The 15,957-nt window shown below is 65.6% G+C and carries 13 protein-coding genes; 12 read left to right on the top strand and 1 reads right to left on the bottom strand.

Going from position 1 to position 15,957, the window contains the following annotated elements:
• Positions 1-39: 39 nt before the first annotated feature.
• From GT590_RS09040 to whiA, 12 genes are all read left to right on the top strand, one after another.
• The gene (locus GT590_RS09040) at positions 40-987 is read left to right on the top strand and encodes a lysine exporter LysO family protein (protein WP_161171043.1); all 948 of its coding nucleotides are present in this window, start codon (positions 40-42) and stop codon (positions 985-987) included.
• Between the two features lie 158 nt (positions 988-1,145).
• Positions 1,146-2,342, top strand: coding sequence for a Fic family protein (locus tag GT590_RS09045; protein ID WP_161171044.1), 1,197 nt, complete (start codon positions 1,146-1,148; stop codon positions 2,340-2,342).
• Between the two features lie 171 nt (positions 2,343-2,513).
• Complete coding sequence (locus tag GT590_RS09050; RefSeq protein WP_161171045.1) at positions 2,514-5,030, top strand: molybdopterin-dependent oxidoreductase; 2,517 nt, start codon at positions 2,514-2,516, stop codon at positions 5,028-5,030.
• Between the two features lie 10 nt (positions 5,031-5,040).
• Positions 5,041-5,619 (top strand): 4Fe-4S dicluster domain-containing protein, encoded by a 579-nt coding sequence (locus tag GT590_RS09055; protein ID WP_192925326.1) that lies wholly within the window; start codon positions 5,041-5,043, stop codon positions 5,617-5,619.
• Between the two features lie 83 nt (positions 5,620-5,702).
• The gene (locus tag GT590_RS09060) at positions 5,703-6,365 is read left to right on the top strand and encodes a molecular chaperone (protein ID WP_161171046.1); all 663 of its coding nucleotides are present in this window, start codon (positions 5,703-5,705) and stop codon (positions 6,363-6,365) included.
• 99 nt (positions 6,366-6,464) lie between these two features.
• Positions 6,465-8,654, top strand: coding sequence for an ATP-dependent helicase (locus tag GT590_RS09065; RefSeq protein WP_161171047.1), 2,190 nt, complete (start codon positions 6,465-6,467; stop codon positions 8,652-8,654).
• A 139-nt stretch (positions 8,655-8,793) separates the two neighbouring features.
• Entirely contained in the window at positions 8,794-9,432 is a 639-nt protein-coding gene (locus GT590_RS09070; RefSeq protein ID WP_161171048.1) for a hypothetical protein, read from the top strand.
• Positions 9,433-9,524: 92 nt separating this feature from the next.
• The gene (locus GT590_RS09075; protein ID WP_161171049.1) at positions 9,525-9,968 is read left to right on the top strand and encodes a hypothetical protein; all 444 of its coding nucleotides are present in this window, start codon (positions 9,525-9,527) and stop codon (positions 9,966-9,968) included.
• A 115-nt stretch (positions 9,969-10,083) separates the two neighbouring features.
• The gene (gene uvrC, locus GT590_RS09080) at positions 10,084-12,351 is read left to right on the top strand and encodes an excinuclease ABC subunit UvrC (protein ID WP_161171050.1); all 2,268 of its coding nucleotides are present in this window, start codon (positions 10,084-10,086) and stop codon (positions 12,349-12,351) included.
• Between the two features lie 4 nt (positions 12,352-12,355).
• Positions 12,356-13,324, top strand: a complete 969-nt coding sequence (rapZ, locus tag GT590_RS09085) for an RNase adapter RapZ (protein WP_009307182.1) — start codon at positions 12,356-12,358, stop codon at positions 13,322-13,324.
• Positions 13,325-13,334: 10 nt separating this feature from the next.
• Positions 13,335-14,459 carry a gluconeogenesis factor YvcK family protein gene (gene yvcK, locus GT590_RS09090; RefSeq protein WP_015760786.1) on the top strand — a complete coding sequence of 375 codons (1,125 nt, stop codon included), beginning with the start codon at positions 13,335-13,337 and terminating at the stop codon, positions 14,457-14,459.
• Positions 14,438-15,370 (top strand): DNA-binding protein WhiA, encoded by a 933-nt coding sequence (gene whiA / locus GT590_RS09095; RefSeq protein WP_009307180.1) that lies wholly within the window; start codon positions 14,438-14,440, stop codon positions 15,368-15,370. The genes yvcK and whiA overlap by 22 nt, the downstream gene beginning before the upstream one ends.
• A gap of 42 nt (positions 15,371-15,412) precedes the next feature.
• On the opposite strand, the gene GT590_RS09100 is transcribed toward whiA, so the two are convergent.
• Positions 15,413-15,826 (bottom strand): PaaI family thioesterase, encoded by a 414-nt coding sequence (locus GT590_RS09100; protein ID WP_009307179.1) that lies wholly within the window; start codon positions 15,824-15,826, stop codon positions 15,413-15,415.
• Positions 15,827-15,957: the final 131 nt, after the last annotated feature.

Genomic DNA, 15,957 nt, shown 5'->3' on the forward strand with positions numbered 1-15,957 from the left:
CCGCCGGGCGCGCATGCTCAGGGCGGCAGGAGGGATGTCGTGGAAATTCTGGCAGTGATGGTTGCGGGCGTGCTCGTGGGGGCCACGGTGTTCCCTGCGCGGCTCAAGGGGCTCAACGAGAAGCTGACGCTGGCTGCCACCGCGCTGCTCATCTTCTCGATGGGCGCGCTGCTGGCCGGCCGCGACGCGTTCCTCGAGGAGCTGGGGGCCGTGGGGTGGGCGAGCGTGCTGTTCTGCCTCGTGCCCGTGGCGTTCTCCACCGCCGCCGTGTACGGGCTGACGAACCTGTTCCTCTCCGACATCGCCCGCCGTCCGCCCGGCCCCCGCGTGGCCGCGGCTCAGGGCGCCGACGCGCCGGCCGAGCCCGCATCGCGCGGCGAGGCGGTCATGATCGCCGTCGCCGTGGGCGCGCTCGCGCTCGGCGTTGCGTACGGCCTGGCGGGCGTGCCCCTCGCGCCGGTCGACTTCGTGGCCGACCACTCCGATGCCATCCTCTTCGCGCTCATGTTCCTCGTCGGCATCAGCGTGGGCGGCAGCCGCGGCCTGTTGGGCAAGCTGCGCCAGTACCACGTGCGCGTGCTCATCATCCCGGTGGGCATCGTGATCGGCTCGGTGGCGGGCGGCCTCGTGTGCGCGCCGCTCGTCGGGATGTCGCTGCCCGAGGGCGCGGCGGTCGCGTCGGGACTCGGGTGGTACAGCCTCGCGGGCGTCATGATGACCGACATCGCGGGCGCGCAGGCGGGCAGCATCACGTTTCTGGCGAACCTGCTGCGCGAGCTCGTGTCGTTCTTCAGCATCCCGTGGATCGCGAAGCACCTCAACTATCCCACCTGCATCGCGCCTGCGGGCGCCACGAGCGAGGACACCACGCTGCCCATGCTCGTTCGCTGCACGAACGGCGAGACCGTGGTGCTCTCGGTGCTCAACGGCGTCATCTGCTCCGCGCTGGTACCCGTGCTGATCGAGGCGTTCCACCAGCTGATGTAAGGTGGAGGGAACGTGAGGACGAAAGCGCTCGCAAGCGCGTCCTTTCCACGATTCGCCAAAAGCTGCAAAACCGTTGCCGCCTGCCGAGCGCTTGGCTAGCATGGTGCGAGGGATGGGCATCCTTGGGGGAGGGGCCCATGAAAGCAAGGGGGACGGGCATGTACACACCGAGCTTGCTGAAGATGCAGCGATTCAACATTTCACCGGAGGTGCAGGCTTGCACCGCTCGTGCCGAACAAGCTCTCGTTCGAATGGAAGACAAGGCGCTCTACGGACGCGTCAGCGGCTCGCTGAAACGCGTGCTCGCGAGAATCGAAGCCGTTTCGACGATTCGCATCGAGGGAAAAGCACCGCGCCTGATCGCGCTCTTGCAGCTCGAGGCGTGCGCTTCGAGCGAGGGCGCCCGCGTGCGAGACGAGGCGTTCGATTTCTTCGGATTCGAATGCGAGGAAGAGAAACTGGCGGCTATCGAGGTCCTGTATTTCGAGCGCGCTCTCGACTATGTCTACCGCGACCTCGATCCGGGAAAGCCGTTTTCCCTCGATGAGCTTCTCGACGCGCATTCGCTCGCTCGTTTCGGCTGCTGCGCTTCGGAGAGCGGGGTTGGCTTCAGAAACAGGGAATGGTCGGTCGAGAAGGTCTCGGCGAAGGTGTACGAGCCCCCTCGATCTGAGGATGTTCGCGCATTCGTGGAGGACCTGGTCGATTTCGCGAGCCTTGAGGCGTACAGCCCCATCGCCCAAGCGGCTATCGCGCATTTCCAGTTCGAGAGTATCAAGCCGTTCAAATCGGGTATGGACAAGACCGGCCGCCTCATGTGCCACGCCATCTTGCATCGCCGGGGCCTCATGAGCGGCATCGTGGCCCCGATCGGATTGGAACCCGCCATCGACACTGCGAGCCATGCTCAATCGCTGCTTCCGTACAATTTCGGCCGAGCCATCGACGAGACGAATCGCATGGCGTTCATCGACCAATGGGTACGGTTCTGCGCGTTGTCCGCCGAGGTGTCGGCGCGAGCGGCGGACGTGTACCTCGACGCGATCCTTCGGCTCAAGGAATCGTGGTTCGACGACTTCGGCCGTCCGAACAAAGGATCGGCTCTCGAGGATCTTCTCGACCTGCTTCCGGGCACGCCGGTGCTCACGGTCAAGCAAGCTGCGGCGCTTACGGGTAAAAGCCTCTCGGCCGTCAACGATGCGCTGTCCCGTTTGGAGCGGGCCGGCATCGTGCAGGCGGTCGACCGCTTCCAACGCGGCCGCCTTTTCGCGGCGCCGCGCGCGGTCGACCTGCTCGAGCAGATGGCTCGTCGCATCACGCCCGAACGGCCCGTCGATCGCGATTCGCTCGCGTGATCTCGTCCGGCGGCTCGCAAGCGAAGCCGGCTTGCGGGTTTTCGCGCTTCCCGCAAAACGCTCGCAGGTTCCGCCGCGGTTCGTATACTCGAAGCAGGGGAACAGGGGAGCTGCAGATCCTATGAAGTCGTTTCCTTTAACCGGAGATCGAGCACTGGAGAGGAGAGGGCCATGTCAGACGATAACGAGGGAATCGCTCGCGGCAACGAATGGCTGAACATGAAACGACGCCGGTTCTTGCAGGTGACGGCTGCGGCCGCCGCTGCGGCCGCCGTGGGAACGTCGCTCGTATCCTGCGCGCCGAAAGCGGAGGAAACGCTATCCGGGGTCGGGGAGACGGGGAGCGGTCAGCCCGAATACGACAGGATCGTGCGTACCGTGTGCGCGCCGAACTGCGTGGGAAGCTGCGGTATCAACGCTTTCGTGAAAGACGATGCAATCGTGAAGGTGGAGCCGGCTGATTTTCCGGACAACGCATACCATCGCATATGCCTGCGCGGCATCTCGAACGCCCTTCAGCGCGTCTATTCGCCGGACCGCGTGAAATACCCCATGAAGCGCGTCGGCGAGCGCGGAGCAGGGGAGTTCGAGCGCATCAGCTGGGAGGAGGCCATCGACCTCATCCATGAGAACATGCAACGCAACATGGACACGTACGGCCCGACGGCTAACGCGTTTCTCGGCATGACCGGCAATTACGGCGTATTCCCGCAGATCATCGATTCGCTTTTGGCTATGACGTACGACGGCACCGCGTTCACGAACTTCGGCATCATGGGGGACAACGGTTGCAACATGGGCTTTTTGCCCCCGTTGGGCGTGCAACAGGATGCAAGTTCGTGGGAGGACCTCATCGGATCCAAGACCATCATCATGTTCGGCTGCAACTATGCCGAGACGAACATGCAGGAAATGCATTTCGTATTCGATGCCCAGGAGGCCGGTAGCAAGCTCGTCGTGGTCGATCCCCGCTTCTCGCGCACCGCGGCCAAAGCGGATCAATGGGTGCCCATTCGGCCTGGAACCGATGCGGCGCTCGTGTTGGGCATGATGAACCATCTCGTTGAAGCGGGCAAATGCGACGAGGACTACGTGCGGACGCATACGAACGGCGCATTTCTCGTGGACCTCTCTACGAAGAAGCTCGTTCGCATCGGAGACGCCTATGCCGTATGGGACGAATCCGCAGGTGCCGCGGTCGCGGTTGCGGCGCTTCCTGACGAGATGAAGCCGGCGTATCCCTCCGTCGAGGTGAGCGGCCAGCCGTCGAAGGAGACCGAGGTTCCGGAAACGGCCGCCCTGCGCGGCACCTACACGCTCGAAATCGAAGGCTCGCATATCGAGGCGGCGCCCGCCTACCAGCTGCTCGTCGACTCCCTTGCGTCCTATACGCCCGAAGCTGCCAGCGCGATCTGCGAGGTCCCGGCAGCCGACATCGTGGCGCTGGCCGACTTGTACGCCGACGAGACTCCCGCGAGCTTGCGCGTGAGCCAGGGCACGAACCGCTATTGGAACGGGCATCTGCCCACCCGCGCTCTCGTCCAGCTCGCCGCGATCACGGGCAACATAGGCAAGCCCCATGCCAACGTCAACTGGGCCGGCGGCAGCCTCATGCGCATCCTGTTCTCGCTTGCCCCTTCGGCCGTCACCCCGCGCCCCGGCCATGCGTCGACGCCCCAGCCCGGATCGCAATGGTACGACATCGTCGCGTCGCAAAAGCCGTATCCCGTCAAGCTTCTGTGGACGCACAACTACGGTTGGGGCACGCAGGGCCCCGATCGCAACCGCATGGTGGAAGAGGTGCTGCCCCAGCTCGATTTCATCATCGTGTCGGACTCCATCTTGACGCCCGGCGCCCGATACGCCGATCTCGTGCTGCCGGTGACCAGCTACTACGAGGAGCCGTTCGAGATCGTGACGGCTTGGTCGTCGATGTACGTGCAGGTGCGCGAACAGGCCATCGCTCCTTTGTTCGAAGCCAAGACCGACTATCAGGTCGCGCAGCTCTTAGCCGAGCGGTTCGGCATCTTGGACGAGACGGAATGGAGGCTCGACATCGAGGAGTACGGCCGCAAGCATATCCTCCAGGAGAGTCTTGCTCCCGAGTTCGCGACGATCGACTTCGACGAGCTGATGGACAAGAAAGTGGTGCGGGCGAACTACCCCGAGAACTACGTCGCCTTCGAGAGCATGCGCTTCGCCACCCCTAGCGGGAAGATCGAGCTGTACGCCGAAAGCCTGACGGATTTCGGCGAGGAGCTGGCGTGTCATTACGAGCCGCTCGAATCGAACCGCAACGATGCTGCGGCAACGTATCCGCTCACGTTCATGAACTGCCGCACCGTTTACACGACGCATTCCCAGCACGTGCAGCTTCCGTGGATCCGCGAGGTGGCTCCCGAGCCCTGGCTCGAGATCGCACCCGAAGACGCTTCGTCCCGCGGCATTGCGAACGGAGACGTGGTCGAGGTGTTCAACGATCGAGGGGCGTATCGCGTCAAGGCGCTCGTGACGCCTGAGATAAAGCCTGGCTGCCTCAATCAGCGGCAAGGGTGGTGGCCGGATGATTTTCCTGGGAACACGCACTACAGCGCGCTCATCCAGATGACGCTCAACCCGGCGCAGGATGCCATTTCGGAGACGAACTTCGCTCCTTACGACAACCTCGTCGATGTGAGAAAGGCATAGAGGTGCGATCATGACGAAGTATGGATTCGCTATCAACCTGCATCGATGCATCGGGTGTCGCACGTGCTCGATCGGCTGCAAGATGGAAAACCACGTAGCGGACGGCCTGCTGCGCATGCGGGTCCTGAATGACGAGGAGCAGCTTGTCTACGATATTCCCGCAGGGGAGTACCCTGTCCTCACGATGACATGGACGCCGGTGCCGTGCCAGCACTGCGACAACCCGCCTTGCGTGGATGCCTGCCCTCAGAAGGGCGCCACGTACAAGCGGGAGGACGGCATCGTGGTGGTCGACGAAGAGAACTGCATCGGCTGCGGCTTGTGCGTGGAGGCATGCCCGTACGGAGCTCGCCAGGTGGACGCTGAGGCGAAGAAGGTCGACAAGTGCACGCTGTGCGCTCATCGGCTTGATGCCGGGTTGGGCACGACCTTGTGCCAAATCGCGTGTCCCGGGCGTGCGTTGACCGTGGGCGACCTCGACGATCCCGATTCCCCTATCGCGAAGATCGTCGCCGAGCGCGAAACCCGGCGTCTATTGGAGGAGAAGGGCACGGGGCCGCAGGCGTATTATTGGAATTCCATGGCGTGAGGCACCGTCGCGTCCGCATCGCGCGCCGTCGCCATCCCTCCCAGGCGGCGCGCGGTTGCGGTTTCGAAAGGAAGAGGAGGTGGATGATGTGCGACGAAGAGGAGATGCGGTTCGCGTCGGCGCAAGCCGGGCTCTTCGATACGGCGGCCCGTTGCATGAGGAGGCCCGACGCGGGGCTCGCTGCGGAAATCATCGCCGGGTCGCTGACGAGACGGTTCGGCATGCTGCGTTCCTCGTCGGATCCGCGGGTCGCCCAAGCGCTCGAGGAGCTTACGTCGTTCGAGCGGGCGTGTTCTTCGGATGAGCCCGGGACGTTGAGGCTTCGATTGGAAGTCGAATACAACCGCCTGTTCGTGGGACCTGCCGCATTGCCGGCTCCGCCCTACGAAAGCTATTACGCGAGCGAAGCCCGCGTGTCGGGTGGTGGGAGGCTGCGTGGCGAAGAGGAGCGCGCCGTTTTGCGCGCTTACGGGCAGCGCGGCTTCGCCGTTTCCGAGGAACTGTCCGAGCTTCCTGATCATATAGCGCTTGAACTGGAATTTCTGTATCTCGTTTCCAGCGACGAGGCGCATGCGTGGTCGAGGGGGGATGCGGCTCTGGCGATGGAATTACAGGAAGCGCAGGCTTCGTTCATCCGAAACCATGTGGGCAGGTGGGTCGGGCATCTTTCCGAGCGCGCTCGCGAGGCCGCCCGAACGCCGTTCTATCCCGCCGTCCTCGACCTCGCGACCTCGTTTTGCGCGTAATGATCCAATCCGAGCGAACAGGGTGTTCTGGGGGGCTCGCTTTTCTGAAAGTATAGGGAACATCCGTGCGGTTTCTGGTATACTGTCCCTATGGAACAGATGATCGAAACAGCGGCGAGCGCCCAACCCGACGACGCGGGCGCCCCTCCGCGCTTGAACGCGGCGCAACGCGAGGCCGTCACGACGACGGAGGGGTACGTGCGCGTGATCGCAGGCGCGGGCACCGGCAAGACGCGGGCGCTTACCGAGCGGTTCGCCTATCTCGTGAACGAGCTGGGCATCATGCCGGGCAACATCCTGTGCGCCACGTTCACGAACAAGGCGGCTGGCGAGATGCGGCGGCGCATCCGGCGGCTGACGGGCGACAACGACACCGGCTACGTCAACACCTTCCACGGTTTCTGCGTGTCGGTGCTGCAAGAGGACGGCCACGCGCTGCAGTACCCGAAGAGCTTCCTCGTGCTGGACAACGCCGACATCGACGCCATGCTCCAGGTCGTCTACGAGGAGCGCGGGCTCACGCTGCGCGACATGACGTTCTCGAAGGCCCGCGACATGATCGAGATCGTGAAGCTGAAGGAGCGCCCCGGCTACTATCGCGACATGCTGGCCATGCCGCTCGAGGACCTGCGGCAGAAGTACCTCGACGCGACCGCCGCCAAGGACATCGTCTTCTACGGGTACCTCTACCAGGAGAAGAAGTGCTTCGGCTTGGACTACAACGACCTCATCGTGTTCGTGCTGTACCTCTTCGAGCAGAACCCCGACATCCGGTCGAAGTGGCAGAGGCGGCTCGAGTACGTCATGGTCGACGAGTTCCAGGACATCGACGGCCTGCAGCACGAGCTCATGGAGGTGCTGGCCGGCTACCACAAGAACTTGTTCGTGGTGGGCGACCCCGACCAGACCATCTACACGTGGCGCGGCGCGGACGTGCGCTACCTGCTGGACTTCGACAAGCGCTTTCCCGGAACGCACACGGTCATGATGCTGGAGAACTACCGGTCGGCGCCGCGCGTGGTGGCCGTCGCGAACTCGCTGATCGAGAAGAACCGCGAGCGCATGCCCAAGCGGCTCGTCGCCGCGCGTTCGGCTCACGGGCCCACCGTGTGGCATCACGCGAAGAGCGCGGCCGACGAGGCCGCGTGGATCGCCCAGGGCGCCCTCGCCCTGCACGGCGAGGGCGTGGCGTTCCGCGACATGGCCGTGCTCTACCGCGCCCACTACGCTTCGCGGCCGGTGGAGGAGGCGCTGTTGCGCGCCGAGGTGCCCCATGCGGTGCACAGCGGCGTGCCGTTCTTCGCCCGCCGCGAGATCAAGGACGCGCTGGCATACCTCAGGCTCGTCGCCTTCCGCGACGACCTCGACTTCGCGCGCGTGGCGAACGCGCCCAAGCGCAACCTGGGACAGCGCCGCATGGCGTTTCTGCGGCAGCAGGCCGACGAGCGCGGATGCAGCCTGTACGAGGCGCTTGCGCTCGCGGCGGACGACGACCTGTTCAAGCGCACGAAGGCGCGCCAGCTGCTCGACCTGGTCGAGCGCTTCCACTCGTCGTACGAAGGCCGGCCGGTATCGGAGGTGCTCGCCGCCGTGCTCTCGGAAAGCGGCTACGAGCGCGCGCTGCGCACCGAGGGAAGCCAGGAGCGGCTCGACAACCTGGCCGAGCTCAAGCAGTCCGTCTACGAGTTCGAAACCACGTGCGGGGAAGAGGTGACCCTCGAGCACTACCTGGCCCACGTGGCCCTGTTCTCGAACGCCGACGCGATGGACGATGCGCAGGACAAGGTGCGGCTCATGACCGTCCACGCCGCGAAGGGCCTCGAGTTCCGGCACGTGTTCCTCTGCTCGATGAGCGAGGGCGTGCTGCCGTCGCGCAAGACGAGCACGCCGCAGGGCATGGAGGAGGAGCGCCGCCTCGCGTTCGTGGCCATGACCCGTGCGCGCGACGGCCTGTACCTGACCGAGGCCGAGGGCCGCGGCCACGAGGGCGCCCCGCGCTTCCCCTCGCGCTTCCTGCTCGACATCGACCCGGCCGCGCTCGAGTTCTCGAACAGGCCTTCCGAATCCCAGATGGAGGACGCGCGCGCCGCCTACGCGCTCGCCGACCGCTGGATAGCCGACCTCGTGCGCGACGCGCGCTTCTCGGTGGGCGACCGCGTGGCGCACGCGGTGTTCGGCGCGGGGCGCGTGTCGGCCGTCGACACCGAGAAGCGCGCCTACGAGGTGAAGTTCGACGGCATGGACACGCCCCGCACCATCTCGTTCAAGGCCAAGCTGGCGGAGGCTTAGGTTCGCACAAGTTTCAAGCGGATGTTTCACGTGAAACATTAGTTCGTATCGCTTCTCAGCGTATTCCGCTACATGTTGAGCGAAAGGGTTATACTGGTCGCGTGATGACAACCCTCATACGCAATCAAGGCGGATGCCTATGTTTCCCCTGCGCGATCTCAACAGCATCGATTCGAACGAACGGGGTCGCCGTGGCCGGCGAGCCATCGTCGTGTTGTTGGTGAAGCCGAGCGACGGCATCGCCGATCAGCTCATAGGGAACTTCAACTATTATCATTTCGCGTCGCGCGGCCACTGTTCGATCTACGCTGCCGGGTATGGCCTCGGCGCCACGGAGACGTACGGCGATGCGAAAAAAGTGTGCACGGTTGACGGATGTGACTGGTGGTACAGCGATCGCTGTTTCGTGGAATTCCAAAACCAGCTCTCATTACGGACGAAGTGGCGCTATTGTGGCGAGCCCGAGATCCTCATTCTGCAAACCGGCAAAGGGAAGCACTCATCGCTCGACTTCACCAACTACGTTGCGATTGACGTGTGCCAAGGGTTACGCCAAGGCTACATTGACGCGGTGCCGCGTCTGATGGAGGGGCTATTGCAGGCTTCCAAGGAGGAGGTCGAGGCGAAGAGCCTGATCAAGGAGGCAACGCGTTTGAGTGCTTCCAACATTGCGAAGTCGGCCATCGACATATGCTTGGATTTCGTGCATTGCCCAGCTTCGCTGAAAACCGTGCTTGCGGATCGGGCGTTCTATCGCACGTCGAACCGGAGGTCGTAGCGCCAACCGCTCACCGTGCCCTCGGATGTTTCACGTGAAACATTAGTTCGTGTGTTGCCGCATGCTATACTGTGACGGACGAAGGAGGGGCCATGAAGCGGATCGCGATCCTCGGGGCGGCTCTGGCCGCGGTCTCGATGCTGCTCGGCGGGTGCGCGGGCGGAACGCCGCACGAGCCGCTGCACACGACGGTGGAAACGCCGTACTACACGGTCATGCTCCCTGCATCCTATGCCGCGTCGGTCGCGGTCGGATACGACGAGTCGTACCGCCTCGACGAGGAGACGGGGGAGGGCGTCGGGTTCTGCACCTCCGTCTGCGACCAGGACACGGGGGAGCCGCTTTGGCACGTGCTGTGCGCCACGCCGTCGTACGGTCCCGACCCGGGCTTTCCGCGGACGGTGGACAAGGGCGCGCCCTCCGCGTGGCCGACGGCGCGCGTGTACGTGGCGCAGCCGATCTTCCCGATGGAAGCTCCCGACCAAGTCTCCCGATACGAGCGGTACGTGACGGCGAAGCGGAGCCAGCAACCGTAGGCGTGCGTCGGCGTGCCGAAACTCGTCCAGGGAAGAGGCCGGCCGCCCCTTTTGCATTCCGCGTGGAGCGTGACGCCCCCAGGGGAACGCTTGTGCGGTTTGCTATACTGACGGCATGGACGATCTCAACAACACCATCAACGGATCCGATGCATTCGACGGTCCTGCCGACGCCGACGCGGGCGGCGTCGAGCGCCTGACGGGCGACGCCTCGCTTGGCGCGGGCGCGCTGCGCGACGACGAGCGCCTCGAGCGCGAGGGCCGCCGCCGTCCCGCGCTCAACCGCGCCGCGCGCGAGCACGACGCCGACGCCGCGCTTGCCGACGCCGGCCAGCTTGCCAAGCTCGAGCGCATCAAGCGCGAGCTCGACAGCGTGCCCACGCTGCCGGGCGTGTACCTGTGGAAGGACAAGTCCGGCCAGGTCATCTACGTCGGCAAGGCCAAGCAGCTGCGCGCCCGCATGCGCCAGTACGTGAACTACCAGGACGAGCGGGCGAAGATTCCCCTGCTGGTCGACCAGATCGACAGCTTCGACTACATCGTGGTGGAGAACGAGCACGAGTCGCTCGTGCTCGAGAAGAACCTCATCAACCAGCACGCCCCCTTCTTCAACGCCGACTTCAAGGACGACAAGTCCTACCCGTTCATCGCGCTCACGAAGGGCGACGTGTTCCCCGCCATCAAGTACACGCGTGAGAAGCACCGTCCCGACACGAAGTACTTCGGCCCCTACACCGACAGCCGCGCCGCCCGCGACATGGTGGACATCGCCCGTCGCGTCGTGCCGCTGTGCGCCACGTCATGCGCCGATTGGCGCGGGCTCAAGCGCCGCCTGGACAAGGATCCGCTCGCGCTGCTCGACCGCGAGGCCCGCCCGTGCTTCGACGCGCACGTGGGCCTGGGCCCCGGCGCCTGCTGCGGCGGCATCACGCCCGAGGACTACCGCGTCCACGTCAAGCGCATCGAGCGCTTCCTGTCGGGCCAGCACCGCGAGTTCGTCGACGAGCTGCAGGCCGAGATGCAGGAGGCGGCGGCCGAGCTGGACTTCGAGCGCGCCGCGCGCATCAAAGCGCGCATCGACACCATCAACAGCCTCACCGACAAGCAGCATGCGGTGTCAACGCGCAACCTCGACGCCGACGTCGTGGGCCTGTTCCGCGAGGAGACGGTGGCCGGGGTGCACGTGTTCATGGTGCGCGAAGGGCGCATCATCAACTCCAACGAGTTCGTGCTCGACCGCGGCAAGGACGTGCCCGACGACGACCTCCTGCACATGTTCCTGCTGCGCTACTACGATGCCACCACGTCCATCCCGCACGAGGTCATCCTGCGCGACGAGCCCGAGGACAAGGCTGCCATGGAGGCATGGCTCACCGAAAAGCTGGCCAGCCCCTACGGGGCGAAGGTGCGCATCACCGCGCCGCAGAAGGGCGAGAAGGCCGAGCTCGTGGGCATGGCCGAGACGAACGCGAAGCACACGCTCATGCGCTACAAGGTGCGCACGAACTACGACGACAAGCGCATCAACAACGCGCTTCTGCAGCTGGAGAGCGCACTGGCCCTGGACGAGCCGCCCATGCGCATCGAGTGCTTCGACATCTCCACCATCCACGGCTCCTACACGGTGGCCTCGATGGTGGTGTTCACGAACGGCAAGCCCGACAAGAACCAGTACCGCCGCTTCAAGATCAAGACGCCGCTCGACGAGGCGAACGACTTCCTGTCCATGCAGGAGGTCATGAGCCGCCGCTACGCGCCCGAGCGCATGGCCGACGAGCGCTTCGGCAGCAAGCCCGACCTCATCATTCTCGACGGCGGCAAGCCGCAGCTGTCGGCGGCGCTCGAGATGTTCGAGCGGATGGGCATCGACGACATCGCTATGTGCGGTCTGGCCAAGCGCGACGAGGAGCTGTTCGTGCCCTGGCAGGACACGGGCCCGGTGGTGCTGCCCAGCGGCTCGGCGTCGCTGTACCTCGTGAAGCAGGTCCGCGACGAGGCGCACCGCTTCGCCATCACGTTCCACCGCGAGCTGCGCGGCAAGGGCATGACGGCCTCCATCCTCGACGACGTGACGGGCATGGGGCCGGTGCGCAAGAAGGCGCTGCTGAAGGCGTTCAAGTCGTTCAAGAACCTGAAGAGCGCCACGCTCGAAGAGATCAAGGAGGCGCGCGTCGTCCCCGTCGAGGTGGCCGAGGAGCTGTACCGGGTGCTGCAGCAGTATAATAGGGAGCGGAAAGACGAGCGCGTGGTGGGCGGCGAGGCCGGAGAGGCCGTCTGCCCGCCCGCAGGCGAGGGCCCGGCGGCGGTCGAATCCGCCGCGGTGGACGCGGCGGTCGAGGCTGCCGTGCAGGGCGAACGCACGCGCACGGATACGGAAGGATAGCGCTATGAGCGAAGAAACCGCAGGCAAGACGGCAGACCAGTCCGTCGATCTGCAGCATATGCCCGAGCTGGTCATCGTCACCGGCATGAGCGGCGCCGGGCGCACCGAGGCCATGCACTCGTTCGAGGATCTCGGCTACTTCTGCGTGGACAACCTGCCGTCCAGCCTGATCGGCAATCTTTTGGAGCTGACCGGCATGCCCGGCCAGCCCGACGAGAAGCGCCGCCTCGCCGTGGTGTGCGACGCGCGCAACCGCGACTTCTTCGCGAGCCTTGCCGGCGAGCTCAAGAAGTTGAAGGGCCTGGGCATCGACTACCGCATCCTGTTCTTGGACGCCGCCGACGAGAAGCTCGTCGCGCGCTACAAGTCCAGCCGACGCCGCCATCCGCTGTGCGCCGACGGCGCATCCATCGCGCAGGGCATCGAGCGCGAGCGCGACCTTCTGTTCGAGGTGCGGGAGAACGCCCATCACGTCATCGACACCACGTCCATGCTGCCGCCGCAGCTGCGCTCGACCATCCGCGCGCTGTTCGCGCCGGGCGAGGAGCGCGCGGGCCTGTCCGTCACCGTGTACTCGTTCGGCTTCAAGCACGGAGCGCCGCTTGACGCCGACCTGGTCATGGACGTGCGCTTCCTGCCGAACCCCTACTACGAACCGCAGCTGCGCAGCCTCACGGGCCTCGATAAGCCGGTCAGCGACTTCGTGCTGTACCGCCCCGAGACCGAAGAGTTCCAGGAGAAGTGGCGCGCGCTTCTGGATTGCGTCATGCCCGGCTACGTGGCCGAGGGCAAACAGCAGCTGGCCATCGCCGTGGGATGCACGGGCGGCCAGCACCGCAGCGTCGCGCTGGCCGAGTCCACGGCGGACTACCTCAAGGCGAAGGGCTACCGCGTGAGCATCGCGCACCGCGACCTGTCGCTGGCCGAGGGCGCCGACGCCTCGGCGCGCTCCGGCGCTGCTGCAGGCCGGTAGGGGAGCGACCATGGTTGCCCGTCCGTTCTCCCACGACCCCTCGGCTACGGCGGCGTTCGCCGCACTGCGCGAATCGCAGCCCGTCGTCGCGCGCGACGAGCGCTTGCGCGTCGTCGTCATCGGCGGCGGCACCGGCGCGCCCGTGTCCATACGCACGCTTTTGTCCATGGGACTGGATACGAGCGCCGTCGTCGCCATGGCCGACGACGGCGGCTCCACCGGCATCCTGCGCGAGGAAGCCGACGTCACGCCGCCGGGCGACGTGCGCAAGTGCATCGCCGCAATGGCTGCGGACCCGAACGACCCTTTGACCAAGGCGTTCAAGTACCGCTTCTCGTTCGCTCGCAACCACACGCTGGGCAACCTCATGCTGTCTGCGCTCGAGGATGCGGCCGGGTCGTTTCCCGAGGCCATCTCCATCTGCGAGCGGCTGCTGGATGCGCGGGGGCACGTGTATCCCTCCACGCTCGATCGCGTGACGCTCACGGCTCGCACGCGCGACGGCCGCTCCCTCGAGGGGCAGGCCGTGGCCTGCCATTCGCGCACGGCGCTCGAGCGGGTGAGCCTGCGCGCCGCGCACGAGGTGGTGCCCTACCAGCCGGCGCTCGAGGCTATCCGCGAGGCCGACCTCATCGTTCTGGGCCCGGGCTCGCTGTTCACGTCCATCATCCCGAACCTGCTCGTGCCCGGCGTGGTGGATGCGATCCGCGCGTCGAAGGGTTCCACGCTGTTCGTGTGCTCGCTTGCCGACATGCAGGGGGAGACCTGGGGTCTCACCGCGCGCGAGCACGTGGAGGCGCTCATGGACCACGGCACGCGCGGGCTGCTGGATTACGTGCTGGTGCATACCCCGGTCTCGCTGCGCCCCGACAGCCCGGCCACGGGCGTGTTCACCGCTGTGACGGGTGCCGACTCGGAGCACGCCTCCACTGCCGACCTCGACGATCTCGTGCTGTCCGGACGCATCCGCCCCGTGCGCGTATGCTACCAGGACGTGCAGGCCATCCAGGCGCAGGGGCCGGTGGTCATTGCGCGCAACCTCGTCGATCCCATTCATCCAACCTGGCACGATCCTGCTGCCTTGCGCGATGCGTTTGCGGGGGTGTTGAAGCTATGTCGTTCACGGCGGAGGTAAAGGACGAGCTGGCTCGCGTCCCTCCCACGTGCTCGCACTGCGAGAAGGCGACGCTGGCCGCGCTCGTGCGCATCGAAGGAACGCTGTTCTTCAGCGGCCAGGGAAAGTACCGCATCGAGATAGCAACCGACGTGCCGTCCGTGGCGCGCCTCATCATCAAGCTGCTGCACGAGCTGTACCATCTCGAGACGAACCTCACGGTGCGCCGCAGCGTGCTGCACAAGACCCCGAACTACCTCATCGAGGCTCCTTCGCAGCCCCGCCTCGCGCCGGCTCTCGTCGACATGGGGGTTCTCTCGCCCGATGGAGGCTTGGAGCTTGGCCTCAAGCCCGACCTCGTGGAGAAGCAGTGCTGCACGGCGGCCTACCTGCGCGGCGCGTTCCTAGGCAGCGGCTTCGTGTCCGACCCGCGCGGCGACTTCCACTTCGAGATCACCGTGGAGAGCGAGGACCTGGCCGGAGGCCTGGTCGACCTGCTCGACCGCAAAGGCATCCGCGCGCGCGTCATGCAGCGACGCAGCTCCTACATGGTGTACCTTAAAAGCGGCAGCGCCATCCTGGAGTTCCTCGCGTTCGCCGGCGCGCACCAGAGCGCGCTCGCCATGGAGAACGCGCGCGTCATCAAGAGCGTGCGCAACGACGTGAACCGCATGACGAACGCCGAGATCGCGAACCAGGCCAAGGCCGCGAACGCCTCGGTCGACCAGCTGTACGCCATCCGCGTGGTGCTCGAGGCGCACGGCATGGAGAACCTGCCGCCGGCGCTGCAGGACTTCATCAAGCTGCGCGTGACCTACCCCGACGCCACGCTCAAGGAGCTGGGCGAGCGCGCGAACCCGCCCTTGTCGAAGTCCGCCGTGTACCACCGCGTCCGCCGCATCGAGCAGATGGCGAAGGAGGCGCAAGGCTAGGAGGCTTCAGCCGGAAGACGGAGACGCTCGGCGCAGGATGCGCTAGCTCTCGAGCGGCCCCAGGAAGAACATCGTGAACGTGGACTCGGCCACGAGCCTGCCGCGCTCGTCGACGATGGCGCAGTGCGCCACCGACGTGCTGCGGCCCTTGTGCGAGGTGTCGGCGCTCACGGTGAGGCGCTGCGGGCGTACGGCGCGGACGAAGTTCGTCGCGCAGGAGACGGCCACGTTGCTCTCGCCGTAGGCGTACGTCGCCATGCCGGCGGCGATTTCCAGCATGGTGGACACGAAGCCGCCGTGGATGCAGCCGTGGTAGTTCAGCACGTTGTCCGGCACGTCGATCTCGTAGCGCACGCTGCCCGGCGAAGAGGCGAGGATGCGGATGCCCTCGAGCTCCTTTTGCGCCGGCACGTTGCCCATCAGCTTCTCCACGGTTTCCTGCGGTACTGCTTCCATGCTGCTCCTTCGGTCGGACGTGCGTCTACGGGCACCTTACCGCAGCCGTCGGCTGTGCGACACGGACGGATCGGGCGAACTGGCCGATGCTGGGAGAAGCGCGCTGCTGTACGGCGCGCACCGGGTGCGGA

Source organism: Eggerthella sp. BIOML-A1 (assembly GCF_009875595.1).
GTDB lineage: Bacteria > Actinomycetota > Coriobacteriia > Coriobacteriales > Eggerthellaceae > Eggerthella > Eggerthella lenta.

Excerpts from the sequence above, each read along its gene's own strand:
- GT590_RS09045 (WP_161171044.1), top strand. The coding sequence starts at position 1,146 with ATGTACACACCGAGCTTGCTGAAGATGCAGCGATTCAACATTTCACCG.
- GT590_RS09050 (WP_161171045.1), top strand. The coding sequence starts at position 2,514 with ATGTCAGACGATAACGAGGGAATCGCTCGCGGCAACGAATGGCTGAAC.
- GT590_RS09055 (WP_192925326.1), top strand. The coding sequence starts at position 5,041 with ATGACGAAGTATGGATTCGCTATCAACCTGCATCGATGCATCGGGTGT.
- GT590_RS09060 (WP_161171046.1), top strand. The coding sequence starts at position 5,703 with ATGATGTGCGACGAAGAGGAGATGCGGTTCGCGTCGGCGCAAGCCGGG.
- GT590_RS09065 (WP_161171047.1), top strand. The coding sequence starts at position 6,465 with ATGATCGAAACAGCGGCGAGCGCCCAACCCGACGACGCGGGCGCCCCT.
- GT590_RS09070 (WP_161171048.1), top strand. The coding sequence starts at position 8,794 with ATGTTTCCCCTGCGCGATCTCAACAGCATCGATTCGAACGAACGGGGT.
- GT590_RS09075 (WP_161171049.1), top strand. The coding sequence starts at position 9,525 with ATGAAGCGGATCGCGATCCTCGGGGCGGCTCTGGCCGCGGTCTCGATG.
- uvrC (WP_161171050.1), top strand. The coding sequence starts at position 10,084 with ATGGACGATCTCAACAACACCATCAACGGATCCGATGCATTCGACGGT.
- rapZ (WP_009307182.1), top strand. The coding sequence starts at position 12,356 with ATGAGCGAAGAAACCGCAGGCAAGACGGCAGACCAGTCCGTCGATCTG.
- yvcK (WP_015760786.1), top strand. The coding sequence starts at position 13,335 with ATGGTTGCCCGTCCGTTCTCCCACGACCCCTCGGCTACGGCGGCGTTC.
- whiA (WP_009307180.1), top strand. The coding sequence starts at position 14,438 with ATGTCGTTCACGGCGGAGGTAAAGGACGAGCTGGCTCGCGTCCCTCCC.
- GT590_RS09100 (WP_009307179.1), bottom strand. The coding sequence starts at position 15,826 with ATGGAAGCAGTACCGCAGGAAACCGTGGAGAAGCTGATGGGCAACGTG.